Annotated in this window: 21 protein-coding genes, 2 tRNA genes and 1 pseudogene; 20 read left to right on the top strand and 4 right to left on the bottom strand. The window is 58.9% G+C overall.

Translation table 11 applies throughout. The features are described 5' to 3' along the window. Positions 1-70: 70 nt before the first annotated feature. From dapB to CXK91_RS21575, 5 genes are all read left to right on the top strand, one after another. The gene (gene dapB / locus CXK91_RS21595; RefSeq protein WP_103458050.1) at positions 71-877 is read left to right on the top strand and encodes a 4-hydroxy-tetrahydrodipicolinate reductase; all 807 of its coding nucleotides are present in this window, start codon (positions 71-73) and stop codon (positions 875-877) included. Positions 878-1093: 216 nt separating this feature from the next. Continuing rightward, positions 1094-2242 carry a glutamine-hydrolyzing carbamoyl-phosphate synthase small subunit gene (gene carA / locus CXK91_RS21590; protein WP_103458049.1) on the top strand — a complete coding sequence of 383 codons (1149 nt, stop codon included), beginning with the start codon at positions 1094-1096 and terminating at the stop codon, positions 2240-2242. A gap of 36 nt (positions 2243-2278) precedes the next feature. After that, a complete protein-coding gene (carB, locus tag CXK91_RS21585; RefSeq protein ID WP_103458048.1) occupies positions 2279-5500 on the top strand; it encodes a carbamoyl-phosphate synthase large subunit in 3222 nt (1073 codons plus the stop codon). Further along, entirely contained in the window at positions 5497-5973 is a 477-nt protein-coding gene (gene greA / locus CXK91_RS21580; protein WP_103458047.1) for a transcription elongation factor GreA, read from the top strand. The genes carB and greA overlap by 4 nt, the downstream gene beginning before the upstream one ends. Continuing rightward, positions 5951-6382, top strand: a complete 432-nt coding sequence (locus tag CXK91_RS21575) for a DUF4149 domain-containing protein (RefSeq protein WP_103458046.1) — start codon at positions 5951-5953, stop codon at positions 6380-6382. Before greA ends, CXK91_RS21575 begins: the two co-directional genes overlap by 23 nt. Before the next feature lie 32 nt (positions 6383-6414). Here the strand turns inward: CXK91_RS21575 and CXK91_RS21570 are convergent, their stop codons facing one another. Then, a complete protein-coding gene (locus CXK91_RS21570; RefSeq protein ID WP_003280880.1) occupies positions 6415-6726 on the bottom strand; it encodes a YhbY family RNA-binding protein in 312 nt (103 codons plus the stop codon). Positions 6727-7456: 730 nt separating this feature from the next. Here CXK91_RS21570 and ftsH point away from each other — a divergent pair. From ftsH to CXK91_RS21495, 15 genes are all read left to right on the top strand, one after another. Continuing rightward, entirely contained in the window at positions 7457-9367 is a 1911-nt protein-coding gene (gene ftsH / locus CXK91_RS21565) for an ATP-dependent zinc metalloprotease FtsH (protein ID WP_103458045.1), read from the top strand. A 169-nt stretch (positions 9368-9536) separates the two neighbouring features. Continuing rightward, complete coding sequence (folP, locus tag CXK91_RS21560; RefSeq protein ID WP_103458044.1) at positions 9537-10388, top strand: dihydropteroate synthase; 852 nt, start codon at positions 9537-9539, stop codon at positions 10386-10388. Positions 10389-10399: 11 nt separating this feature from the next. Next, complete coding sequence (glmM, locus tag CXK91_RS21555) at positions 10400-11737, top strand: phosphoglucosamine mutase (RefSeq protein WP_103458043.1); 1338 nt, start codon at positions 10400-10402, stop codon at positions 11735-11737. A 65-nt stretch (positions 11738-11802) separates the two neighbouring features. Further along, complete coding sequence (tpiA, locus tag CXK91_RS21550; RefSeq protein WP_103458042.1) at positions 11803-12558, top strand: triose-phosphate isomerase; 756 nt, start codon at positions 11803-11805, stop codon at positions 12556-12558. A 4-nt stretch (positions 12559-12562) separates the two neighbouring features. Then, positions 12563-12946 carry a preprotein translocase subunit SecG gene (gene secG / locus CXK91_RS21545; RefSeq protein ID WP_103458041.1) on the top strand — a complete coding sequence of 128 codons (384 nt, stop codon included), beginning with the start codon at positions 12563-12565 and terminating at the stop codon, positions 12944-12946. 7 nt (positions 12947-12953) lie between these two features. Further along, positions 12954-13039: transfer RNA gene (locus CXK91_RS21540), tRNA-Leu, on the top strand. A 95-nt stretch (positions 13040-13134) separates the two neighbouring features. Next, positions 13135-13211, top strand: a tRNA-Met gene (locus CXK91_RS21535). A 127-nt stretch (positions 13212-13338) separates the two neighbouring features. Continuing rightward, positions 13339-13797, top strand: a complete 459-nt coding sequence (gene rimP / locus CXK91_RS21530) for a ribosome maturation factor RimP (protein ID WP_103458040.1) — start codon at positions 13339-13341, stop codon at positions 13795-13797. Positions 13798-13845: 48 nt separating this feature from the next. Next, entirely contained in the window at positions 13846-15327 is a 1482-nt protein-coding gene (gene nusA, locus CXK91_RS21525; RefSeq protein ID WP_103458039.1) for a transcription termination factor NusA, read from the top strand. Between the two features lie 28 nt (positions 15328-15355). Further along, positions 15356-17854, top strand: coding sequence for a translation initiation factor IF-2 (infB, locus tag CXK91_RS21520; RefSeq protein WP_103458038.1), 2499 nt, complete (start codon positions 15356-15358; stop codon positions 17852-17854). A 102-nt stretch (positions 17855-17956) separates the two neighbouring features. After that, a complete protein-coding gene (rbfA, locus tag CXK91_RS21515; protein ID WP_103458037.1) occupies positions 17957-18346 on the top strand; it encodes a 30S ribosome-binding factor RbfA in 390 nt (129 codons plus the stop codon). Between the two features lie 2 nt (positions 18347-18348). Beyond that, positions 18349-19266 (top strand): tRNA pseudouridine(55) synthase TruB, encoded by a 918-nt coding sequence (gene truB / locus CXK91_RS21510; protein ID WP_103458036.1) that lies wholly within the window; start codon positions 18349-18351, stop codon positions 19264-19266. Positions 19267-19380: 114 nt separating this feature from the next. Further along, positions 19381-19650: a 30S ribosomal protein S15 gene (rpsO, locus tag CXK91_RS21505; protein ID WP_003280896.1), complete on the top strand. Its 270-nt coding sequence runs from the start codon at positions 19381-19383 to the stop codon at positions 19648-19650. Positions 19651-19818: 168 nt separating this feature from the next. After that, positions 19819-21924 carry a polyribonucleotide nucleotidyltransferase gene (gene pnp, locus CXK91_RS21500; RefSeq protein WP_103458035.1) on the top strand — a complete coding sequence of 702 codons (2106 nt, stop codon included), beginning with the start codon at positions 19819-19821 and terminating at the stop codon, positions 21922-21924. 266 nt (positions 21925-22190) lie between these two features. Next, entirely contained in the window at positions 22191-22559 is a 369-nt protein-coding gene (locus CXK91_RS21495; protein ID WP_103458034.1) for a BON domain-containing protein, read from the top strand. Positions 22560-22632: 73 nt separating this feature from the next. Here CXK91_RS21495 and CXK91_RS21490 read toward each other — a convergent pair whose 3' ends face one another. From CXK91_RS21490 to CXK91_RS21480, 3 genes and pseudogenes are all read right to left on the bottom strand, one after another. Beyond that, positions 22633-22941, bottom strand: coding sequence for a DUF2845 domain-containing protein (locus CXK91_RS21490; RefSeq protein WP_103458033.1), 309 nt, complete (start codon positions 22939-22941; stop codon positions 22633-22635). 17 nt (positions 22942-22958) lie between these two features. Continuing rightward, positions 22959-23255 (bottom strand): DUF2845 domain-containing protein, encoded by a 297-nt coding sequence (locus CXK91_RS21485; protein ID WP_103458032.1) that lies wholly within the window; start codon positions 23253-23255, stop codon positions 22959-22961. Beyond that, positions 23255-26147: pseudogene (locus tag CXK91_RS21480) on the bottom strand (DUF748 domain-containing protein). Before CXK91_RS21480 ends, CXK91_RS21485 begins: the two are co-directional and overlap by 1 nt. Between the last annotated feature and the right edge of the window lie 58 nt (positions 26148-26205).

Here is a 26205-nt window from a genome sequence, read left to right as displayed (position 1 = left end):
TGCGGGTGGCAGGTGACAGGCTTCGTGCTTGCGTCGGCCGCCCGCAGGCCTGCAGCCTGGAGCTGATTTGATGCGACGTATTGCAGTGACCGGCGCCGCCGGGCGTATGGGCAAGACCTTGATCGAGGCGGTGCAGCAGACCAGCGGTGCCGCCGGCCTTACGGCAGCCATTGATCGTCCGGACAGCACCTTGGTGGGTGCCGACGCTGGCGAACTGGCTGCCATTGGCCGTCTAGGTGTGCCGTTGACCGGGGAGCTCGCCAGGGCTGTCGACGAGTTCGACGTGCTTATCGATTTCACCCATCCATCGGTAACGCTGAAGAACCTTGAGGTCTGTCGCCGTGCCGGCAAGGCCATGGTGATCGGTACGACCGGCTTCTCTCCGGAAGAGAAGGAGCGTCTCGCTGCGGCGGCCAAGGACATCCCGATCGTCTTCGCGGCCAACTTCAGTGTCGGCGTCAATCTGTGCCTCAAGCTGCTGGACACGGCAGCGCGGGTGCTGGGCGACGAAGTCGATATCGAGATCATCGAGGCGCATCACCGCCACAAGGTGGACGCGCCATCGGGTACTGCGCTGCGCATGGGCGAGGTAGTGGCCGAGGCGTTGGGGCGTGACCTGCAGAAGGTGGCAGTGTATGGGCGCGAAGGCCAGACCGGGGCGCGTCAGCGCGACACCATTGGTTTCGCTACTGTGCGGGCCGGCGATGTGGTCGGTGATCACACTGTGTTGTTTGCGGCGGACGGCGAACGCGTGGAAATCACTCACAAGGCCTCCAGTCGTATGACCTTTGCCAAGGGGGCAGTGCGTGCAGCGCTGTGGCTCGACCAGAAGCCGGCAGGTCTGTATGACATGCAGGATGTGCTGGGGCTGAAGTGAGTTTTTCTGCCTGTCGGCAAGGGGATGCTCGGTTTAGGTGCGTTTACCAGCCATTTTGGCTGGACCCGAAAAGCGGTTTTCTGTAAGCTTCTCGCTTTAGTGTGTCCACTAAAAGTTGCGCAGAAATGAATCAAATAAAAAGCGGGATGACCTTCATACGTCATCCCGCTTTTTTACAATCTGCGTCTGCTCCAGCCTTGATCTACGGGAGGTCTCTTGACTAAGCCAGCCCTTACGCCAGCCATTCTGGCTCTTGCCGATGGCAGCATCTTTCGCGGCGAATCCATCGGCGCCGATGGGCAAACCATTGGTGAGGTGGTGTTCAACACCGCCATGACCGGCTATCAGGAAATCCTCACCGATCCTTCCTACGCCAAGCAGATCGTTACGCTCACCTATCCTCACGTCGGCAATACCGGCACCACGCCGGAAGATGCAGAGTCCTGGAAGGTTTGGGCTGCGGGTCTGGTGATTCGCGACTTGCCGCTGATCTCCAGCAACTGGCGTAACAAGCAACCGCTGCCTGACTACCTCAAGGCCAACGGCACCGTTGCCATCGCTGGCATCGATACCCGTCGTTTGACGCGCATCCTGCGTGAGAAGGGTGCGCAGGACGGCTGCATTCTGGCTGGCAGCGACGCGACCGAAGAAAAAGCGTTGGAGCTGGCGCGCAGCTTCCCAGGCCTCAAAGGCATGGATCTGGCCAAGGAAGTCAGCGTCAAAGAGCGTTACGAGTGGCGTTCCAGTGTCTGGTGCCTGAAGGATGATGGTCATGCCGAAATCCCCGCCAGCGAGCTGCCCTATCACGTCGTCGCTTTCGACTACGGTGTGAAGTACAACATCCTGCGCATGCTGGTCGCCCGCGGTTGCCGCGTGACCGTGCTGCCCGCGCAGACGCCCGCCAGTGAAGCCTTGGCGCTAAATCCGGACGGTATCTTCCTGGCCAACGGCCCGGGCGATCCCGAGCCGTGCGACTACGCGATCAAGGCGATCCAGGAAGTGCTCGAGACCGACATTCCTGTGTTCGGCATTTGCCTGGGTCACCAGCTGCTGGCACTGGCCTCCGGCGCCAAGACAGTGAAAATGCCTAACGGCCACCATGGCGCAAACCATCCGGTGCAGGACCTGAAGACCGGCGTGGTGATGATCACCAGTCAGAACCATGGCTTTGCGGTGGACGAGGCGAGCCTACCGGCCAATGTGCGCGCGACGCACAAGTCGCTGTTCGACGGCACCCTGCAGGGTATCGAGCGCACCGACAAGGTTGCCTTCAGCTTCCAGGGGCACCCCGAAGCGAGCCCAGGTCCGCATGACGTCGCGCCGCTGTTCGACCGTTTCATCGAAGCCATGGCCAAGCGCCGCTAAGCCTGTCGACTGACCAAAGGATTCGAGAGTAAGAAAATGCCAAAACGTACAGATATCAAAAGCATCCTCATCCTCGGCGCCGGCCCCATCGTCATTGGCCAGGCCTGCGAGTTCGATTATTCCGGTGCTCAGGCGTGCAAGGCTCTGAAAGAGGAAGGCTTCCGCGTCATCCTGGTGAACTCCAATCCCGCCACCATCATGACCGACCCATCGATGGCCGACGCCACCTATATCGAGCCCATCAAGTGGGCCACCGTGGCCAAGATCATCGAGAAAGAGCGGCCCGATGCACTGCTGCCAACCATGGGCGGCCAGACTGCGCTGAACTGTGCACTGGACCTGGAAAAGCACGGCGTGCTGGAGAAGTTCGGCGTCGAGATGATCGGCGCCAATGCCGATACCATCGACAAGGCTGAAGACCGCTCGCGCTTCGACAAGGCGATGAAAGACATCGGCCTGGCCTGCCCGGTTTCCGGCATCGCCCACAACATGGAAGAAGCCTACGCGGTGCTGGAGAAGGTCGGCTTTCCCTGCATTATCCGTCCGTCCTTCACCATGGGCGGCACCGGCGGCGGCATTGCCTACAACCGCGAAGAATTCGAAGAAATCTGCGCCCGCGGTATCGATCTGTCGCCGACCAGCGAACTGCTGATCGACGAATCGCTGATCGGCTGGAAGGAATACGAGATGGAGGTTGTCCGCGACAAGAAGGACAACTGCATCATCGTCTGCGCCATCGAAAACTTCGACCCGATGGGCGTGCACACCGGTGACTCGATCACCGTGGCCCCAGCGCAAACCCTGACCGACAAGGAATACCAGATCCTGCGTAACGCCTCGCTCGCGGTGCTGCGTGAGATCGGCGTGGAAACCGGCGGCTCCAACGTGCAGTTCGGCATCTGCCCGAACACCGGCCGTATGGTGGTGATCGAGATGAACCCGCGCGTGTCGCGTTCCTCGGCCCTGGCCTCCAAGGCCACCGGCTTCCCGATTGCCAAGATCGCCGCCAAGCTGGCCGTGGGCTACACCCTCGACGAGCTGAGCAACGACATCACCGGCGGTCGCACCCCGGCCTCGTTCGAGCCGGCCATCGATTACGTCGTGACCAAGATCCCGCGTTTTGCCTTCGAGAAATTCCCGAAAGCCGACGCCCGCCTGACTACGCAGATGAAATCGGTCGGTGAAGTCATGGCCATCGGCCGCACCTTCCAGGAATCTCTGCAGAAAGCCCTGCGCGGTCTGGAAGTGGGCGTGGCCGGCTTCGACGAAAAACTCGACCTGGCCGACCCTGAAGCTGAGAGCACCCTGCGTCGCGAGCTGACCGTGCCCAGTGCGGACCGTATCTGGTACATCGCTGATGCCTTCCGTGCGGGTAAGACCGTGGCCGACGTCTTCGCGCTGACCAATATCGATGAATGGTTCCTGGTGCAGATCGAAGACCTGATCAAGGACGAAGAGCGCATCAAGACCCTGGCGCTGTCCAGCATTGATCGTGACTCGATGTACACGCTCAAGCGCAAAGGTTTCTCCGACATTCGCCTTGCCAAACTGCTGGGTGTGACCGAGAAGAACCTGCGCAGCCACCGTCACAAGCTCAAGGTACTGCCGGTGTACAAGCGCGTCGACACCTGCGCCGCCGAGTTCGCCACCGACACCGCCTACATGTACTCGACCTACGAGGAAGAGTGCGAAGCCAATCCGTCGAGCCGCGACAAGATCATGATCCTTGGTGGCGGCCCGAACCGTATCGGCCAGGGTATCGAGTTCGACTACTGCTGCGTACACGCCGCGCTGGCCCTGCGTGAAGACGGTTACGAGACCATCATGGTCAACTGCAACCCGGAAACCGTCTCCACCGACTACGACACCTCCGACCGCCTGTACTTCGAGCCGGTGACCCTGGAGGACGTGCTGGAAATCGTCCGCGTCGAGCAACCGAAAGGCGTGATCGTGCAGTACGGCGGCCAGACCCCGCTGAAGATATGTCGCGCTCTGGAAGAAGCCGGCGTGCCGATCATCGGTACCAGTCCGGACGCCATCGACCGCGCCGAAGACCGTGAGCGCTTCCAGCAGATGGTGCAGCGTCTCGGTCTGCGTCAGCCGGCCAACGCCACCGCGCGCAGCGAAGAAGAAGCCCTGGCACACTCCAAGACCATCGGCTACCCGCTGGTGGTGCGTCCGTCCTATGTATTGGGCGGCCGGGCGATGGAAATCGTCTATCAGGAAGACGAGCTCAAGCGTTATATGCGCGAAGCGGTGAAAGTTTCCAACGACAGCCCGGTGCTGCTCGATCACTTCCTCAACTGCGCCATCGAAGTGGACGTGGATGCGGTGTGCGACGGCGAAACCGTGGTGATCGGCGCGATCATGCAGCACATCGAACAGGCCGGCGTGCACTCCGGTGACTCCGCCTGCTCGCTGCCGCCGTACTCGCTGCCGATGCATATCCAGGACGAGATCCGCGACCAGGTCAAGAAAATGGCCCTGGAGCTCAATGTGGTCGGCCTGATGAACGTGCAGATGGCCGTGCAGGGCGAGGACATCTTCGTTATCGAAGTCAACCCGCGCGCCTCGCGTACCGTGCCGTTCGTCTCCAAGTGCGTTGGCGTCTCGCTGGCCAAAGTGGCCGCGCGCGTCATGGCCGGCAAGTCGCTCGAAGAAGCGGGCTACAGCGCCGAGATCATCCCGCCGTATTTCAGCGTCAAGGAAGCGGTGTTCCCGTTCGCCAAGTTCCCAGGCGTCGACCCCATCCTCGGCCCAGAAATGAAGTCCACTGGTGAGGTGATGGGCGTGGGCGATACCTTCGGCGAAGCCTTCGCCAAGGCCCAATCGGGCGCCAGCGAAATCCTGCCGAATGCCGGTGTGGCCTTTATCAGTGTGCGTGACGACGACAAGCCGTTGGTGGCGGGCGTGGCGCGTGACCTGATTGGTCTAGGCTTTGAAGTGGTGGCCACTGCCGGCACTGCCAAGCTGATCGAGGCGGCGGGTTTGCCTGTGCGTCGCGTCAACAAGGTGACCGAAGGTCGCCCGCACGTGGTCGACATGATCAAGAACGACGAAGTCACCCTGATCATCAACACCACTGAAGGTCGTCAGTCGATCGCTGACTCTTATTCCATTCGTCGTAACGCTCTGCAGCACAAGATCTATTGCACCACGACCATTGCGGCGGGTCAGGCGATCTGTGAAGCGCTGAAGTTCGGTCCCGAGAAGACCGTGCGCCGGCTGCAGGACCTGCATGCAGGAATCAACGCATGACTAAATACCCGATGACCGTCCAGGGCGCGCGCGCCCTGGAAGAAGAGCATGCGCACCTCACCAAGGTGGTGCGTCCTAAGCTCAGCCAGGATATTGGCACCGCGCGCGAGCTCGGTGACCTCAAGGAGAACGCCGAGTACCACGCTGCGCGCGAGCAGCAGGGCATGGTCGAGGCGCGTATCCGCGATATCGAAGGGCGTCTGCAGAATGCGGTGATCATCGACGTCACCACCATTGCCCATACTGGCAAGGTGATTTTCGGCGCCACCGTGGAAATCGCCAATGTCGAGACAGATGAGCGAGTGACCTACCAGATCGTCGGTGACGATGAGGCGAATATCAAGCAGGGCAAGCTGTCGGTGAGTTCACCGATTGCGCGCGCACTGATTGGCAAGGCAGAAGGCGACGTTGTGGCCGTCAAGACGCCCAGTGGCGTGATTGAGTACGAGATTGTCGAAGTCCGCCATCTCTGACCGGCAGCCCGCGCGGGCTGGCATCATCACCTGGCAACTGGCCCAGACATTCTGGGTTGGTGGCCTGTGGTTGCTGCAGTTTTTGGTTTTGCCCGCGATCGGGCGCATCGGCCTGGCGCCGTTGCTGGTCGAGGAGATCGCTGGCAACCTGCGGCCGTTGCTGGTCGGCTTCGCCGCACTATGCGGTGCGCTACAGGTGCTGGTTCTGATTCAGGTAACGGGGTTGCGCGGGCTGTGGCGCGATGTGCGCGGGCAGTTGCTGTTGACGGTGATACTGCTCGCAGGCAGTCAATTGATGATGCGGGCTGGCTGGTTCGAATCGCTCTACTGGGCCAGTTTCAGTTTTCTGGTCATGGCGCTTTGCGGGCTGATGCTGGTGCTGCAGCCGGCTCCGGGAAGCGAGCGTTAAGAGGTGCGGCAGGCTCGACCTGCCGCACGATCTCAAGCCTGGAAGCGGTGAACGTTCGATAGCTGTTTGTTCACTTTTGGGTTCTTACGGTATACCAGCGCCATTTTGCCGATCGCTTGTACCAGATCGCACTTGCCGATCTTGCACAGCTCTTCCATCAATGCGCGACGGTCTTCACGTTCGGTGAGACGGAACTGGATCTTGATGAGCTCGTGATCATTCAGGGCTCGCTCAAGCTCGGCTTGAACACCCTCGGTCAGCCCGTTTTCGGCTACGATCAGAACCGGTTTCAGGTGGTGGCCGATGGACTTGTACTGTTTCTTCTGCTCGTTTGTGAGCGGCATATTTCGACCCTTGCGTCAGAACCCTTAAAAAACGGCTGTTAGTGTAACTGAGAGGTGCGAGGCCGCACAGATCAGGCAGCAGCTTGACACGGCCGACAGTGCAACGTCGGCTCATTGGCAAAAGGGGCGATCCATTGCTTCTGATATCCTTTGCGCATAGGCGTTACCGGTGTGATCCTTTTCACCTCGTTGGTTATTTCGTAGGTGAGGTGTCTGCAGATCCTTGTTGTAACTGCCAGCGTGGCCGGCCTTGTGTTTTCGGATATGGCCCCAATATGAGTCAGCGGGCTGAAACTCAATCGTGTGTCATGCTTCTCCGGAGTTGTTGGGTCTCGCTATGCGCGAGGTGCCGTCCCAGAGATTTCCTGATCAGAATATGTCGGGCATTTTCCTGAATCCGGGCGTGGTGCGGCAGGTGTCGGAAGCTCAGGCTTTGCAGGGCAGGTTATGCGAGCGGCGCCCCCATGCGGTAGTGGTAATGGCTTGAGGTTTCGCAGGCGGTGCAAGCCGATTCGGCCGGTGGTGCCAAAACGGCTCTTTCGTGGTCTATGAAAGCAGGCTTCAGTCGAATGGACGGCCCCGCGGCACAAGGGCTAGGCTGTTTCATAGGGTTACAGACCGACTGCCAGTTCCAGTGCGTTGTGTAGTAAGTTAGGCCGAGCAACCAATCGGCCGTCATGCGGGCCTGAAGACAACGGGTTTGCTCCAGAGGGTAGTTAATTTGAACGACATGGCAAAAAACCTGATCCTGTGGCTGATCATCGCCGCCGTCCTGGTCACGGTGATGAACAACTTTTCCAGCCCGAGCGAGCCCCAGACGCTGAATTACTCGGACTTCCTCGAGCAGGTCAAAGAGGGACGGGTCGAGCGCGTTACCGTCGATGGTTTTGTCATCATCGGTAAGCGCAGCGAGGGGGATACCTTCAAGACCATTCGGCCAGCTATTCAAGACAATGGCTTGATCGGCGACTTGCTCGATAACAATGTGCTGATCGAGGGCAAGCAGCCTGAGCAGCAAAGCATCTGGACGCAGCTGCTCGTTGCCAGCTTCCCGATCCTTGTGATCATTGCCGTATTCATGTTCTTCATGCGGCAGATGCAGGGTGGCGCTGGCGGCAAGGGCGGCCCTATGAGTTTTGGCAAGAGCAAAGCCCGTCTGCTGTCGGAGGATCAGGTCAAGACTACCTTTGCTGACGTTGCAGGTTGTGACGAGGCAAAGGAAGAAGTTCATGAGTTGGTCGAGTTCCTGCGCGATCCGGGCAAGTTTCAGCGCCTAGGCGGACGTATCCCGCGTGGTGTGCTGATGGTTGGCTCGCCAGGTACCGGTAAAACTCTTTTGGCCAAGGCAGTTGCTGGCGAAGCCAAGGTGCCGTTCTTCACCATTTCCGGTTCAGATTTTGTGGAAATGTTCGTCGGTGTCGGTGCATCCCGCGTGCGTGACATGTTCGAGCAAGCCAAGAAGCACGCGCCTTGCATCATCTTTATCGATGAGATCGATGCCGTAGGCCGCCATCGTGGTGCGGGCATGGGTGGTGGCCACGACGAGCGTGAGCAGACTCTCAACCAGTTGCTGGTAGAGATGGATGGCTTCGAAATGAACGACGGCATCATCGTGATCGCCGCCACCAACCGTCCTGACGTGCTCGACCCTGCCTTGCTGCGTCCGGGCCGTTTCGACCGTCAGGTGGTGGTTGGCCTGCCGGATATCCGTGGTCGCGAGCAGATCCTCAAAGTACATATGCGCAAAGTGCCCATGGGCGAAGACGTTGCTCCGGCCGTCATTGCGCGCGGTACGCCGGGCTTTTCCGGTGCCGACTTGGCTAACCTAGTCAACGAGGCTTCGCTGTTTGCTGCCCGTGCCGGTAAGCGTGTGGTCGAGATGAAAGAGTTCGAGCTGGCCAAAGACAAGATCATGATGGGCGCCGAGCGCAAGTCCATGGTCATGTCAGAAAAGGAGAAGCTCAATACCGCTTACCATGAGGCAGGTCATGCCATCGTTGGTCGGGTGGTTCCTGAGCATGATCCCGTTTACAAGGTGTCTATCATTCCGCGTGGTCGGGCGCTCGGCGTCACCATGTTCTTGCCGGAAGAAGATCGTTACAGCCTCTCGAAACGCGCACTGATCAGTCAGATATGTTCGTTATTCGGTGGCCGTATCGCTGAGGAAATGACTCTGGGGTTCGAGGGCGTCACTACCGGTGCGTCGAACGACATCATGCGGGCAACGCAGCTGGCTCGGAATATGGTCACCAAATGGGGCCTGTCGGAAAAGCTCGGACCGTTGATGTATGCCGAAGAGGAGGGCGAGGTGTTCCTCGGTCGCAGTGCTGGCAGTCAACATTCCAACGTGTCCGGTGAAACCGCGAAGCTGATTGATGAGGAAGTACGCAGCATCATTGATCGCTGCTACGGCACGGCCAGGCAAATTCTGACTGACAACCGCGACAAACTCGACACGATGGCTGAAGCGTTGATGAAGTACGAAACCATTGATGCGCCGCAGATCGACGACATCATGGCTGGTCGCCCGCCGCGCGAACCGCGCGACTGGGAGGGTGGCTCAGGGACTTCGGGAACGCCTGCTGTGCCGGACGACAGTCGCCCGCAATCGCCAATCGGCGGGCCGGCTGGCGAGCATTGAGCGCAGCGTCGCCTGATGGTCTCATCGGTGCGTGATGTGATGGTTTATCCGGAAGGGGCGCATAGGCGCCCCTTCTGGTGTAAATTGTTCGCCCCCTTTGCGCCATAGTGGTGCAGTTGGCGTGGACCGCCTGCTCAGGGTGTCCGGCCTGAAAGCTCAAGGCTCGTAAATGACAGATTCCTCTTCTACCGCTCGACTGGTCTGTGGCAGTCGGATTCTCGACTTATCTCGTCCCCATGTGATGGGGATTCTCAATGTCACCCCCGATTCTTTTTCCGATGGTGGTCGTTTTGCCGAGCGCGACGCAGCTGTGCGTCATGCCCAGGCAATGGCTGCTGCAGGCGCTACGCTGATTGATGTTGGTGGTGAGTCCACCCGCCCCGGTGCGCGCTCGGTGTCGCCTACTGAAGAGCTGGAGCGGGTCGCTCCCATCGTCGAGGCTATTGCGCGCGAGCTGGATGTTGTCGTGTCGGTCGATACATCCACCCCGGCAGTGATTCGCGAGTGCGCCCGTCTTGGCGCCGGATTGATCAATGATGTGCGCTCGCTGCGGCGCGACGGGGCGCTGGATGCTGCGGCTGACAGTGGCCTTCCAGTGTGCCTCATGCACATGCGCGGAGAACCCGGTGATATGCAGAACGATCCGCGCTATGACGACATCGCGCATGAAGTCTGTGCGTTTCTCAAAGAACGAATGGCAGTCTGTGTGACGGCGGGTATTCCGGTCGAACGCATTGTTCTTGACCCGGGGTTCGGCTTTGCCAAGACGCTGGCGCATAACCTCAGCCTTTTCAGACGGCTGGAGACGCTTCACTGCTTTGGTCGACCTCTGCTCGTAGGGGTATCACGCAAAAGCATGATCGGCGGCGTGCTGGGGCATCCAGTTGGTCAGCGCCTATATGGCAGTCTCGCGCTGGCGGCGCTTGCCGTGAGCAAAGGTGCGCAAATTGTGAGAGTGCACGATGTTGCTGAAACGGTTGATGTGATTCGAATGATCGCCGCAGTGCAGACGGCGGAATAAGGGAAAGCACCATGAGTAGAAAGTATTTCGGCACCGATGGCATACGTGGGCATGTCGGGCAGCACCCCATCACACCTGATTTCATGCTCAAGCTGGGTTGGGCGGCTGGAATGGCCTTTCGCAAGCAGGGCAAATGTCGAATCTTGATCGGGAAAGATACGCGCATCTCGGGTTATATGTTCGAGTCGGCCTTGCAGGCGGGGCTTTCTGCGGCAGGGGCCGATGTGCTGTTGCTTGGTCCGATGCCGACCCCTGCGGTGGCTTATCTGACACGTACCTTTCACGCCGAAGCTGGCATTGTCATCAGTGCCTCGCATAATCCTCATCACGATAACGGGATCAAGTTCTTCTCTGGCCGCGGTACCAAGCTTCCCGATGAGGTGGAGCTGATGATTGAGGAGCTGCTCGATACGCCGATGTCCGTGGTTGAGTCGGCTCAGTTGGGCAAGGCGTCGCGCATCAATGATGCTGCGGGTCGATATATCGAGTTTTGCAAAAGCAGCGTGCCAACCAGTACCGATTTCTCAGGCATGAAGCTGGTGATCGACTGCGCTCACGGCGCTACCTACAAAGTTGCGCCTAGCGTGTTTCGTGAGTTGGGTGCCGAGGTGGTCGTAATCGGCGCGCAGCCTGATGGTCTGAACATCAATGCTGATGTTGGCTCCACTCATGTAGCACAGCTACAGAGGGCTGTCGTCGATCATGGTGCCGATCTAGGGATCGCCTTCGATGGCGATGGTGATCGGGTGATGATGGTCGACCATACCGGTGCGGTAGTCGACGGCGATGAGTTGCTTTACATCATCGCGACCGATTTGCAGGAGCGGGATCGGCTTGGAGGGGGGGTAGTGGGTACCTTGATGAGCAATCTCGGGCTCGAGTTGGCTCTGAAGGCGCGCGATATCCCGTTCATTCGGGCCAAGGTGGGAGATCGTTACGTAATCGCAGATATGCTCGAGCGTAACTGGGTGTTGGGTGGTGAAAACTCCGGGCATATCGTATGTGCGCAACACACCACCACAGGTGATGCGATCATCGCTGCGCTTCAGGTCGTGCTGGCACTCCGTCGCCGTGAGCAGACGCTTGCCCAGGAGCGGTTGGCTTGGCACAAATGCCCGCAGGTATTGATTAATGTGCGTTTCTCGGGTGATCGCGATCCAATCTCGCATCCAGATGTGAAGGCCGCTTGCGAGAGCGTCACCGAACGGATGGGCGGTCGTGGTAGGGTGCTGCTGCGCAAGTCCGGAACTGAGCCGCTCGTGCGTGTCATGGTTGAGGGCGATGATGAAAGCCAGGTGCGCAGCATGGCAGAAGAGCTTGCGAAGGTGGTGACTGAAGTTTGTGCGTGATGGTGCTTGCCAGGGCGTTTTCTGTTGAGTAACATCTGCGCCCACTTTGACCGATGAGGTAAAGCATGCGTCGCGCCATGGTTGCTGGTAACTGGAAAATGAACGGTACCGGCGCTAGCGTCGCAGAGCTGATCGGGTCTCTCCGGGCGCAGGAATTGCCTGCAGCGGTTGAGGTTGCCGTGTTCCCCTCCTGTTTGCATATCTGTCAGGTCCTGAAGGCTGCCGATGGTGCTGGATTTGCTGTCGGCGCCCAGGATTGTGCGGTGCAAAATGGTTTTGGGGCGCTAACCGGTGAGGTGTCAGCCGATCAGTTGCTTGAAGTCGGTTGTGAATGGGTGTTGGTTGGTCACTCCGAGCGTCGCCTGATTTTGGGCGAAACGGATGAAGTGGTAAGCCAAAAGTTTTCAGCGGCGCAGGCTGGTGGTTTGAAGCCTGTGTTGTGCCTGGGTGAAACGCTTGAAGAGCGTCAGGCGGGAAAAACGCTTGAAGTGGTCGGGCGGCAGCTGGCGAAAGTGCTTGATGATCATGGTATAGCTGCTTTTGAGTCGGCGGTCATTGCCTATGAGCCGGTCTGGGCGATCGGCACTGGCCTGACGGCGAGCCCTCAGCAGGCTCAGGAAGTACACGCTGCCATTCGAGAGCAGTTGTCGCGTTTGGATCGCCATGTCGCCGAGGGTGTCAGGCTTCTGTACGGTGGCAGCGTAAAGGCGGAAAACGCCGCCGAGCTGTTTGCAATGGCAGATATTGATGGGGGGTTGGTTGGTGGGGCCTCTCTGAAAGCGGATGAATTCGGTGCGATCTGTCGCGCCGCAGGGAACTGAACAGATGTTGCAGACTGTTGTGATTGTGGTGCATCTGCTGGTTGCTCTTGGTGTTGTTGCGCTGGTGCTGCTGCAGCAGGGCAAAGGTGCGGATGCTGGTGCGTCTTTCGGTTCGGGTGCTTCGGCAACTGTTTTCGGAAGCCAAGGTTCTGCTACCTTTTTGAGTCGGCTTACTGCTATACTCGCCGGCGTTTTTTTCGTGACCAGTCTGGGGTTGGCGTTCTTCGCCAAAGAGCAGGCTGATCGGTTGTCACAGGCAGGTTTGCCGGATCCGGCGGTTTTGGAAGTTCCGGCCAGCAAGCCCGCAGTTGAAGATGTGCCTGTGCTCGAGCAGCGCAAGCCGACAGATACTGCAAGCGACCTCCCTGAAGTGGAGAGGGGGCAGTAAGGTTTTTGCCGAGGTGGTGGAATTGGTAGACACGCTACCTTGAGGTGGTAGTGGCCATAGGCTGTAGGGGTTCGAGTCCCCTCCTCGGTACCAAACAAGCAGGCCCGCCTAGTGCGGGCTTTCTTGTGTTTTAAGGGTTTAGGTTGACCCGTATAAGGCATGGGTCGTATAATTCGTGCCCAGTTTGACGCGGGGTGGAGCAGTCTGGTAGCTCGTCGGGCTCATAACCCGAAGGTCGTTGGTTCAAATCCAGCCCCCGCAACCAGTCAATAAAGAGCCCCTGTACAGGGGCTTTTTATTAGCTTGAGGCCAGGCCGCCGGCATTTACAGGCGGTTAAAGGGATGGGCGTTTCGCCCATTTTTCATTTGTACAGCATGCGCGAGGGACTTCGATGTCGAGCAAGCTAGAACAGTTGCAGGCCTTGTTGGCCCCGGTGGTTGAGGCGCTTGGCTATCAGTGCTGGGGTATCGAGTTTATTTCCCAGGGGCGGCATTCACTGTTGCGGGTCTATATAGACCATGCCGACGGCATCCTCGTCGACGATTGCGAGAAGGTCAGTCGCCAGCTGAGTGGTGTGCTCGACGTGGAGGATCCGATCAGTGTGGACTACACCCTTGAGGTCTCTTCTCCTGGAATGGATCGGCCACTGTTCACAATTGAGCAGTACACCGCTCATGTCGGTGAGCAAGTAAAAATAAAGCTGCGCTCGCCCTTCGAGGGCAGGCGCAATTTCCAGGGTCTTCTCCGTGGGGTTGAAGAGCAGGATGTTGTGGTGCTTGTGGACGACCATGAATACCTGCTGCCGATCGACATGATCGATAAGGCCAACATAGTTCCCTGTTTTGACTGAGAGCGGATCCCCGCGGACCCCAATGGATTGCGAAAGGCGAGGCGTACGATGAGCAAAGAAGTACTGCTGGTTGTGGAGTCGGTGTCCAATGAAAAGGGCGTACCGGCTAGTGTGATCTTCGAAGCGCTTGAGCTGGCTCTGGCCACTGCTACCAAGAAGCGCTACGAGGACGAAGTTGATCTGCGTGTAGAAATCAATCGCCAAAACGGCAGCTACGAGACCTTCCGTCGCTGGACCGTCGTTGACGATGAGCACTTCGATGATCCAGCCCATCAGCTGGCTCTGGATCAGGCCCAGGCACGTAATCCGGACGCCAAGCTTGGTGATGTGTTCGAAGAGAAGATCGAATCCATCGAGTTCGGGCGTATTGCGGCTCAGACTGCCAAACAGGTCATCGTGCAGAAGGTGCGCGAGGCTGAGCGGGCGCAGGTGGTAGAAGCCTATCGTGATCGTCTGGGCGAGATCATTTCGGGTACCGTCAAGAAAGTTACCCGTGACAGTGTCATTGTCGATCTGGGTAACAACGCCGAGGCCTTGTTGGCGCGCGAAGATATCATCGCGCGTGAGACCTTCCGCGTTGGCGCCCGTGTTCGTGCGCTGCTCAAGGAAATTCGTACTGAGAATCGTGGCCCGCAGCTGATCCTGTCGCGTACTGCGCCGCAGATGCTGATCGAGCTGTTCCGTATTGAGGTTCCAGAGATCGCCGAAGGACTGATCGAGGTCATGGGCGCGTCTCGTGACCCGGGATCGCGCGCCAAGATTGCCGTTCGCTCCAAGGACAAGCGCATCGATCCGCAGGGCGCCTGTATCGGTATGCGTGGTTCTCGCGTTCAAGCCGTGTCCGGTGAGATCGGCGGCGAGCGCGTCGATATCGTCCTTTGGGATGAGAACCCAGCGCAGTTCGTCATCAATGCAATGGCCCCGGCCGAAGTCGCAGCGATCATCGTCGACGAGGATGCCCATGCAATGGACATCGCGGTGGGCGAAGACAACCTGGCACAGGCGATCGGTCGTGGCGGTCAGAACGTGCGTCTGGCCAGTCAGCTGTCCGGCTGGACGCTGAATGTCATGACCGAAGCGGACATCCAGGCCAAGCAGCAAGAAGAAACCGGCGACATTCTGCGCAACTTTATCGAAGAGCTGGACGTCGATGAGGAGTTGGCTCAGGTGTTGGTGGAAGAGGGCTTTACCTCCCTCGAAGAGATTGCCTATGTCCCCATGGAGGAAATGCTTGGCATCGAAGGCTTCGACGAAGACATCGTCAATGAGCTACGTACGCGGGCCAAAGATCGCCTGCTGACCAAGGCCATCGCTAACGAGGAGAAGCTTGCAGACGCTCAGCCGGCTGAAGATCTGCTGGCGCTCGAAGGCATGGATAAAGAACTGGCGGTCGAGTTGGCCGTGCGGGGCGTCATCACCCGCGAAGACCTGGCCGAGCAGTCGATAGACGACCTGCTCGACATAGACGGCATCGATGAAGAGCGTGCCGGCAAGCTGATCATGGCCGCCCGAGCCCATTGGTTCGAGTAAGTAATTAGCGGCCTGAGGAGAGAAATGCATGACGGAAGTCACGGTGAAAGAACTGGCCCAAGTGGTCGCCACACCGGTCGAACGACTGCTTCAGCAGATGCGTGAGGCAGGACTGTCGCACACCAGCGCCGAGCAAGTAGTGACCGATAGTGAGAAACAAGCCCTGCTGGCGCACCTCAAGAGCAGCCACGGGGCCAAAGTGGCCGAGCCCAGCAAGATAACCTTGCAGCGCAAGACCACGACCAAGTTGAAAGTGGGCGGCAGCAAGACCATCAGCGTTGAAGTGCGCAAGAAGAAAACCTTCATCAAGCGCAGCCCTGATGAGATTGAGGCTGAGAAGCAGCGCGAGCTCGAAGAGAAGCTCGCCGCAGAAGAAGCAGCGCGCCATAAGGCAAACGAAGAGTCGCGTTTGCGTATAGAGGAAGAAGCGCGTCGTCAGGCCGAGGCCACTTCGGCCAAAACCGCCGAGGCTGCTCCCGCTAACGATGTGCCGGCACCTGCCGTTGCGGCGCCGGTTACCGAAGCGCCTACTGCGCCGGTTGATGATCGCAAGAAGGATGAGCCACGTCGCCCTGATAAGGCGCGTAGCGACGATGACGAGCGCCGCGACCGCAAGCAGGCGCAGCACCGTCCGTCCCTGAAGGCGAAAGCTCCGTTGTCGCGCACAACGCGTAGCGGTGAAGACGACGCCGATGGGTTCCGTCGCGGTGGTCGTGGCAAGTCGAAGCTGAAGAAGCGCAATGCGCATGGTTTCCAGAGCCCAAGCGGTCCGATCGTTCGCGAAGTCGCGATTGGTGAGACCATCACCGTTGGTGATCTGGCGCAGCAGATGTCGGTCAAGGCAGCCGAAGTCATCAAGTTCATGTTCAAGATGGGCACACCTGTGACCATCAACCAGGTTCTGGATCAGGAAACTGCCCAGCTCATTGCTGAGGAACTTGGCCACAAGGTCAAGCTGGTCAGCGACAACGCGCTGGAAGAGCAATTGGCCGAACTGTTGAAGTTCGAAGGTGAGGCCATCAACCGCGCGCCCGTCGTAACCGTAATGGGTCACGTTGACCACGGTAAGACCTCGCTGCTCGACTACATCCGTCGCGCCAAGGTGGCTGCTGGCGAAGCGGGCGGTATCACCCAGCACATCGGCGCCTATCACGTCGAAACCGATCGTGGGATGGTTACGTTCCTCGACACCCCCGGCCACGCAGCGTTTACCGCAATGCGTGCCCGCGGTGCCCAAGCGACTGACATCGTCATTCTTGTCGTTGCGGCGGATGATGGCGTGATGCCGCAAACCATCGAAGCGATTCAGCATGCCAAGGCTGCTGGTGTTCCGCTAGTGGTAGCGGTGAACAAGATCGACAAGCCGGGCGCCGATCTGGACCGGATTCGTAGCGAGCTGTCTGTTCACGAGGTGACTTCGGAAGAGTGGGGTGGCGACACGCCGTTTGTATCGGTATCCGCGAAGATGGGTACTGGTGTGGACGATCTGCTCGAGGCGGTGCTGCTGCAGGCTGAAATTCTCGAACTGACTGCAACGCCGTCGGCTCCGGGTCGTGGAGTGGTGGTCGAATCGCGCCTGGACAAGGGCCGTGGTCCGGTTGCTACCGTACTGGTTCAGGACGGTACGCTGCGTCAGGGCGATATGGTGCTGGTTGGCTCGAACTTCGGCCGCATCCGCGCCATGCTCGACGAGAACGGCAAGCCGATTAAAGAAGCAGGTCCTTCGATTCCGGTCGAGATCCTTGGTCTCGATGGCACTCCAGATGCCGGCGACGAGCTCAGCGTGCTGAGCGATGAAAAGAAGGCGCGCGAAGTCGCCATGTTCCGTCAGGGCAAGTTCCGCGAAGTGAAGCTGGCGCGTGCGCATGCCGGCAAGCTGGAAAACATTTTCGAGAACATGGGTCAGGAAGAGAAGAAGACGCTCAACATCGTCCTCAAATCCGACGTCCGGGGTTCTCTCGAAGCGCTGCAGGGTTCGCTTGGCGGGCTGGGTAACGACGAAGTGCAGGTCCGTGTGATTGGCGGCGGCGTTGGTGGTATCACCGAAAGCGATGCCAACCTCGCGCTGGCATCCAACGCGGTGCTGTTCGGCTTCAACGTGCGGGCCGATGCCGGCGCGCGCAAGATCGTCGAGCAGGAAGGTCTGGATATGCGTTACTACAACGTGATCTACGACATCATCGAAGACGTCAAGAAGGCGCTGACCGGCATGCTCGGCAGCGATGTTCGAGAGAACATCCTTGGCATCGCTGAAGTGCGCGACGTGTTCCGTTCGCCGAAGTTCGGCGCTGTGGCGGGCTGCATGGTCATCGAGGGTATGGTGCATCGCAACCGTCCGATTCGTGTCCTGCGCGATGACGTGGTCATTTTCGAAGGCGAGCTGGAGTCCCTGCGTCGCTTCAAGGATGACGTTGCGGAAGTCCGTGCCGGTATGGAATGCGGTATCGCGGTGAAGAGTTACAACGACGTCAAGGCTGGCGACAAAATCGAAGTATTCGAGAAGGTCGAAGTGGCTCGTTCGCTGTAAGCAAGCGTCAATCTGAAAGCTGGAAGCAAGGAGTCGGTGACCGCTGAGATGCGGTCACCGCTTCGAGCTTCCAGCTTTCGGCTTTTAAACGGGTGGAAATCAATGGCCAAAGAATTCAGTCGTACCCAGCGTATCGGCGACCAGATGCAACGTGAGCTGGCTTTGCTCATTCAGCGCGAGATCAAAGATCCGCGCTTGGGCCTGGTCACCATCACCGGCGTCGACGTTAGTCGCGACCTCTCTCATGCGAAGATCTTCATCACGATCATGGGGCAGGATGACGATGAGGCTGCGGTCAAGGGCAACCTGCGCATTCTCAACGACGCCGCAGGTTTTCTGCGTATGCTGCTGGGCAAGAGCATGAAGCTGCGCAGCGTGCCGCAGCTGCATTTCAATTATGACGCCAGTATCCGCCGGGGGGTCGAGCTGAGCTCGCTGATCGAGCGTGCTGTGGCTGAAGATCGCAAGCACAGCGACGAGCGCGGGGAATAAGGGTGGCACAGGTCAAGCGTATACGGCGTAACGTCAACGGTATCATCCTGCTCGACAAGCCGAAGGGTTTTACGTCCAACGCAGCGCTGCAGAAGATTCGCTGGCTGCTCAATGCCGAGAAGGCCGGGCACACCGGAAGTCTCGATCCGCTGGCCACTGGCGTGTTGCCGTTGTGCTTCGGCGAAGCCACCAAGTTCTCTCAGTATCTGTTGGAGGCCGACAAGGCCTATGAAACGGTCATGCAGCTAGGCGTGACCACGACCACTGCCGATGCCGAAGGCGAAGTCTTGGAGCGCAAGCCGGTAGCTGTTACTCGTGAGCAGCTGGAGGTACTGCTGCCACAGTTCCGCGGCGACATCCAGCAGGTGCCGCCGATGTATTCGGCGCTCAAGCGCGACGGTCAACCGCTATACAAACTGGCGCGTGCCGGAGAGGTAGTGGAGCGCGAGCCACGTTCTGTTAATATTGCGCGCCTGGAGTTGCTAGCGCTCGACGGTGACAAGGCGCGGCTTGCCGTGGCATGCAGTAAAGGCACCTATATTCGGACGCTGGTTGAAGACATCGGCTTGTTGCTAGGTTGCGGTGCTCATGTCGCAGAACTGCGTCGGACGCAGGCCGGTCCATTCGAGCTGTCGCAGACGGTGACGCTCGAGACGCTGGAACGGTTGCATGGCGAAGGCGGTTCCGAGGCATTGGATGGTTTGCTGCAACCGGTCGACAGCGGTCTGGAACATTGGCCATTGCTGCAGCTCTCCGAGCATAGTGCCTATTACTGGCTGCATGGTCAGCCGGTTCGGGCGCCGGAAGCGCCCAAGTTTGGCATGGTGCGTGTACAGGACAACAACGGCCGCTTCATCGGTATTGGTGAAGTGAGCGAGGACGGGCGCATTGCGCCGCGTCGACTGATTCGGTCGGAATGACCGTAGCGCATCGCGTTCGCGCGGTGCGTCAGAGGGTGGCTGTCAACAGGCATGGTCATTTCTCTTAATTAAACACGGGATGATTCCCGGCCTGTTCACTCAAGGAGCCCTATCATGGCACTGAGCGTTGAAGAAAAAGCCCAGATCGTTAACGAGTACAAGCAAGCTGAAGGTGATACCGGTTCTCCGGAAGTGCAGGTAGCCCTGCTGACCGCCAACATCAACAAGCTGCAAGGTCACTTCAAGGCCAACGGTAAAGACCACCACTCTCGTCGTGGCCTGATCCGTATGGTTAACCAGCGCCGCAAGCTGCTGGACTACCTGAAGGGCAAGGACACCACTCGTTACAGCACCTTGATTGGTCGTCTGGGTCTGCGTCGCTAAGACGTACCCGAGCTGGAAGCCGGAAGCTGGAAGCCTGGAGTTGAAAGCAGAGATATCTCTCGCTGACAGCTTCGGTCTTCCAGCTTTCGGCTTTCTTGCAGGAGGTTTCGGGCCGACTCCCGAGCGTTCTGCCAATTTCCCCAAAGGCAACATAGAGAAGGAAGAACCGTGAACCCGGTAATCAAGAAGTTCCAGTTCGGTCAATCGACCGTTACCCTCGAAACGGGTCGTATCGCCCGTCAAGCCAGCGGCGCAGTACTGGTCACCGTTGACGATGATGTCACCGTGCTGGTCGCTGTCACCGGCGCCAAGACTGCTGATCCCAGCAAAGGCTTTTTCCCGCTGTCTGTTCACTACCAGGAAAAAACCTACGCAGCCGGCAAGATTCCTGGCGGTTTCTTCAAGCGTGAAGCGCGCCCGAGCGAGAAAGAAACCCTGACCTCGCGCCTGATCGACCGTCCGATCCGTCCGCTGTTTCCGGAAGGTTTCCAGAACGAAGTGCAGGTCATCTGCACCGTGGTTTCCACCAGCAAGAAGACCGATCCGGACATCGCTGCGATGATCGGTACCTCGGCTGCGCTGGCTATCTCCGGTATTCCGTTCAACGGCCCGATTGGCGCCGCGCGCGTCGCTTTCCACCCGGAAACCGGTTACCTGCTGAACCCGAACTACGAGCAGCTCAAGGCTTCCAGCCTGGACATGGTCGTAGCCGGTACCAAAGACGCCGTGCTGATGGTTGAGTCGGAAGCCAAAGAGCTGACCGAAGACCAGATGCTGGGCGCCGTACTGTTTGCCCATGATGAATTCCAGGCTGTGATCCAGGCTGTGACCGAGCTGGTTGCTGAAGCTGCCAAGCCGCGTTGGGACTGGCAGCCGAAAGCGGAAAACACCGCGCTGCTCGATGCCATCCGCAGCGAGTTTGGCGAAGCGATCTCCCAGGCTTACACCATCATCATCAAGCAGGACCGCTATGCGCGTCTGGGCGAGCTGAAAGAGCAGGTTGTCGCCAAGTTCGCCGGTGAAGAAGGCCAGCCTTCTGCCGGTGAGGTGAAGGAAGCCTTCGGTGAGATCGAGTACCGCACCGTCCGCGAGAACATCGTCAACGGCAAGCCGCGTATTGATGGTCGTGACACCCGTACCGTGCGTGGTCTGAATATCGAAGTCGGTGTGCTGGACAAGACCCACGGTTCGGCTCTGTTCACCCGTGGCGAAACCCAGGCTCTGGTGGTCGCTACTCTCGGTACCGCCCGTGATGCGCAGCTGCTCGACACCCTGGAAGGTGAGAAGAAAGATCCCTTCATGCTGCACTACAACTTCCCTCCGTATTCGGTGGGTGAGTGTGGTCGCATGGGCGCTACGGGTCGTCGCGAAATCGGTCATGGTCGCCTGGCTCGCCGTTCCGTTGCGGCCATGCTGCCGAGTGCCGACGAGTTCCCCTACACCATCCGCGTGGTTTCGGAGATCACCGAGTCCAATGGCTCCAGTTCGATGGCCTCGGTATGCGGCGCTTCTCTGGCGCTGATGGACGCTGGCGTGCCGATGAAAGCACCGGTGGCCGGTATCGCCATGGGTCTGGTCAAGGAAGGCGAGAAATTCGCCGTTCTGACCGACATCCTTGGCGACGAAGATCACCTGGGTGACATGGACTTCAAGGTGGCCGGTACCGCCATAGGCGTTACCGCACTGCAGATGGACATCAAGATCCAGGGCATCACCGAAGAGATCATGGAGCAGGCTCTTGAGCAAGCTCTGGAAGCACGCCTGAACATCCTCGGTCAGATGAACCAGGTCATCTCCCAGTCGCGCAGCGAACTGTCGGCCAACGCTCCGACCATGATCGCGATGAAGATCGATCAGGACAAGATTCGCGACGTTATCGGCAAGGGTGGCGCTACCATTCGCTCCATATGCGAAGAGACCAAGGCGTCGATCGATATCGAGGACGATGGCTCAATCAAGATCTTCGGCGAAACCAAGGAAGCGGCTGAAGCAGCGCGCCAGCGAGTACTGGGCATCACTGCTGAAGCGGAAATCGGCAAGATATACGTCGGTAAGGTCGAGCGCATCGTCGACTTTGGTGCTTTCGTCAACATCCTGCCTGGCAAGGATGGTCTTGTGCACATCTCGATGCTGAGCGATCAGCGTGTCGAGAAAGTCACCGATGTGCTGAAGGAAGGTCAGGAGGTCAAAGTACTGGTACTGGACGTAGATAACCGCGGCCGTATCAAGCTCTCCATCAAGGATGTGGCAGCTGCAGAGGCCTCTGGCGTCTAAAGCGGTACGCGTAGTTTACAGAAAGGGCCTTAGGGCCCTTTTTGTTTGTCCATCTTTCGTCAGCAAGTCCAAGAAAGGTTGCAAGATGCACGTACTGTTAGCGCCGAACATGCATTGTGCAAGTCAAACGCACTTAGCCATATCTATAACTATTTGATTTTAAAGAATAAAAAATTATCAGAATGTTGGCACACCGCTTGCGATGTTATCTGTGCATCTGAGGCCGGAGTCATGCCCCAGAAATCATGAGAACAGGAGTGACATCTATGAAGACTACTCAGACCCTTACTGCCGCCGCCATCGCCGCTGCTCTTAGCCTGCCGTTCGCCGGTGCAGCCCTGGCAGATAACACCCCTGCCATCGACAAGACCGACACCGTCATGTTGGCCGCTAATACTATGGATGATGCCGGTGACGCTGTATCTGATACCTGGATCACCACCAAGGTGAAGTCGACCCTGTTGGCTGAGGGCGCCACCCCTGGCATGGATATCGAAGTGGAAACCAAGGATGGCGTCGTTTCGCTGTCCGGGACTGTAGCTACTGAGGCCGAGAAAGAAGTCGCCGTCAGCAAGGCTAAAGGCATCAAGGGCGTGCGTGACGTTGCTGCGGACGGCCTGAAAACCGCCGAGTAATATCTCTTCCCCGCCTGAGACTGGCGGGTGAGCGAATAAAAAACCCCGCTGATCGCGGGGTTTTTTCGTGCGGTTAATTACCTCGTTGGCTGTCGATTTGCCGGAGCCGATTGCCCTCGAAGCGTAGGAAATGGAGCATCCCGTGGTTAGGCCCATAGGTCCATTCCTCGACTGGCACCTCTTGACGGTATCCGTAATCGTCGGTGATTTCCTTGTAGCCGACCATTGCACTACTGGTTGGGTCTCCGCATTTGCTGCGCACTTCTGCGGTGGTTGCATCCAGGCTCACCAGGCGGCTGTTACAGCGGTAAGTGGACGATGCGTGTGCTTCCAGGCTGCATGACAGCAGGCCGATTAGAACCAATAGCGTGCGACGATTCATTTACAGGCTCCATGCGCTCAGTTGGCTCGTTGAGTTTCGATGCGTATCAGACGATTGCCTTCGAAGGTGAGAATGCTGAGCATGCCGTTGCGCGGACCATATACCCACTCCTCCAGCTTGAACTCCTGCCGATCATTGCGAGTCAGGCTGTAACCGACCAGATCCCGATGCTGCGGCGTTCCGCATTTGCGCTCCACCTCGAAGGTGCGGTCACCCGTGGTGACCAGCTGACTACCGCAGCGCAGGGTATCCGCATGGGCGCAGGTAGCTGCGACCAACAGCAAACAGGTGCCGATACACGTTCTCAAGGCCATTATTCACTCCCCAATTGCAGCACTGTGGCAACCTTGCCATCCTTTTCCCGTTCGGTGGTTCCGGTATCCAGCAGATAAATGCGCTCCGAGTCCAGGCCGGCCTGGACCAGATGGCCTTTTATCGCGCCCGCCCGCTCGCGGCTCAGCCGGCGTAGTAGCGTGGCGTTATCCGCCCAGGAGTCCAGCACAGCTTGGCGCAGCTGCTGGGTACGCTCCTGCGAATCGAGCTCAGCCCACTCGCTTGGTGGCTGGCGGCTAAGCCGACTGCGGTAGATTCCTTCGAGTAATGGCGCTTCATCGTCGTCTTCGATTTGGATCTGAGCTGGATCCGCCGGGACCTTGTCACCGCGGCGTTGCAGAATTCGGTACTGGGTTTCGCGGAGCTCCTGTTGCAAGCGCTGCTCGGCTACTAGCGGGCCGTCGGCGGCGGTTGAGCTCATGCCCTCGACCTCAAGGCGTAGGCCTGGGCGCTCCTTTAGTGCCGAGGCCAGGGTGTCCAAATTCTTGCGGGCTTCGCCATCCAGCTCACTGCTAGCGGGCGCGAAACCGATGTGGCTGAGATCCTCCTCGCCGCCGCCTGCGAGTCCGGCAATGAACTTGAATGGTGTCTGGGCGGCGCGCACTACCAGGTTACGTAGTGTCTGCCAGACGATCGGCATGACGCTGAACTGCGGATCGTTCAGATTGCCCTGCACGGGCAGCTCAATCGAAATAGTGCCTTTGGTGTCCTTGAGCAACGCCACCGCCAGACGTATTGGCAGGTCTACCGCATCAGGGCTGTCGACTTTTTCGCCAAGCTGCAGCTGCTCCAGTACAACCTTGTTTTGCGCGTTCAGCTGGCCCTGCTGGATACGGTAGTGCAAGTCCAGGTTGAGACGGCCCTTGCGGATGCGATAGCCAGCGAACTTGCCGGAGTAGGGGGTTAGGGTGGTCAGCTCGACTTGGCGAAAACTCGTGGCGATATCGAGGCTTTGCAGCGGGTCGAACGGCGTCAGGCTGCCCTTGATACTGACTGGCGCGTATTGATCCACCTTGCCGGCGATATCCACCGAGGCGGCCTTCTGCGCTCGGTTGTCCAGCGTGCCGATCTCGCCGTTCAGCGACTGGACGGCTGTGACGAAAGGCGGGCGTAGGCTGAAGTCGGCGAAATTAGCCGAGCCGTCTGCGATAGCGATACCGCCGATGCGAATAGCGAGCGGTTCCGACGCGGCTGGCTGCGCTTGTGCATTTTCGCTTTCAGGCCCGTTGCGATTGACCAGCAGGTCATTGATGTTGGTACTCAGGTCCGGATTGATAATGAAGCGGGCGTAAGGCTGACTCAATTCGATCCGGTCTATGTCCAGGCTGTGTGGGTGCTGGTATTCGAGTCCGCTGAGCTGCAGTCGCCGCCATTTGACGAAGTCGCGATTGTTTATCGTATCGAGCGTATGCAGTTGTGTAGCGTCGATCGCTCCACGCACGCTGAACGCCAGCGGTTCGGCGCTCTGTACATCCACCGCGAGTTCACTGGCCAGCATGCCGCTACGGAGCTCCAGGTGGACCAGTGGGCTTAGATAAGCCTGAGCGAGCCGCAGGTCAATGTCGCTGGTGGTGATTTTCAGGTTGCCGCTCACAGGGCTCAGCTGAAGCTGCCCGGCTGCCTTGAGAGCCCCCTGCTTGCCTACGCCGGTATCCAGCTTGAGGGAAAAGGGGCTGGTTCCCAGACTATCGAATTCGCTGATGTCGAGGTTCAGTGGGCCTAGTTTCAGCGCAACTTCATCATCGGGGACGCGATCGACGAGGTGCACCTGATAATCACGCAGTTGGGCGCTGCGCACTAGCACCTGCCAGGGTTTGCTCTGCGCATCCTGTGGGGCTGTTTTAGCGGCGCCTGTCGGAGCGGCCGCTCTGTCATTTGCGGGGGCAAACAGCTTCTGCCAGTCCAGCTCTCCATCAGCCTCGCGGGCTGCCCAGGTTTCCAGGTTGCGGCTGCGCAGCTTGCCAATGATGACTTGCTGCTTCGCTAGATCCACCGCGGTTTCGCTCAGCTCGACCTGCTCCAGACGAACTAACTGGCGCCCGTCAGGACCGTCGAGCGCCAGTGATTGCAGTCCCAGGGTGGCATCCTCCAGTCTCAGTGCCAGTCCTTTGCTTAGGTCCAGAACATAAGTGGTGTTGAGCTCGAGGCTGCCTCCTTGGAGAGCCAGTGGAGCAGCGTCGCGCACGTAGGGCCAGAAGTCCTTTAGCTGGAGGTTGCTGACATGCAGCTGGCCTTGAGATGCCAGCGGTTGCAGGCTGACATTGCCTTGCCAGTCGATACGCCCACCACTCTGGCCGCTGGCGGTTAGGCGGGCCTCGGCGCGGCCGTCGGCGCGGGTTGCCAGATTATGCAATTCGAAATCAAGCGAATCGTAGATCAGGGCTATCGGCTCGCTGGGGCGCAGGTCCTGAAAGCTGAGGTATCCACGCACCAGCTGCAGGCGATCGATGCGCAGCGAAGATTTCGTTTTCTTCGCTGGCAGGTGCGTCTGACTTGGGCACGTCGAACAGCTGGCTGAGGTTGAGCACGCCATCTTCCGAAAGGCGCACTTCGGTATGCGGCGCCACCAGCTCTGCGTTGGCAAGGTGCAGCGTGCGCTGCCAGAGGCTGTCCCATTGCAGGTCGAGGTAGAGCTTTTCCAGCGCCAGCTGGCGATCGTTCTGCTCACCTATATGTAGGTTGAACAGCGCGAGCTCGAGGCTGAAGGGGTTGAACTCGATGCGTTCCAGGCTGGCCGGGACGGTGGCGTAGGCTGCCAGTTGCTGATTGGCGATGCGTTGGGCGACACCGGGCAGGACCAGGAAGCCGAGCAGGCTGTAGCAGATTAACGTGAGTGCGACACCGGTGAACGCACGCTTCATTCCATTGGGCATGGCCGGATGTATTCCTGGCGGATGGTTGCCTTGGAGTATGGCATGTGTTCGCGGTTCC

It is taken from the genome of Stutzerimonas stutzeri (assembly GCF_002909485.1).
Classification (GTDB): domain Bacteria; phylum Pseudomonadota; class Gammaproteobacteria; order Pseudomonadales; family Pseudomonadaceae; genus Stutzerimonas; species Stutzerimonas stutzeri_AH.
The sequence above is the reverse complement of the archived record's forward strand: the minus strand, read 5'-3'. Positions and strand labels throughout refer to the sequence as shown.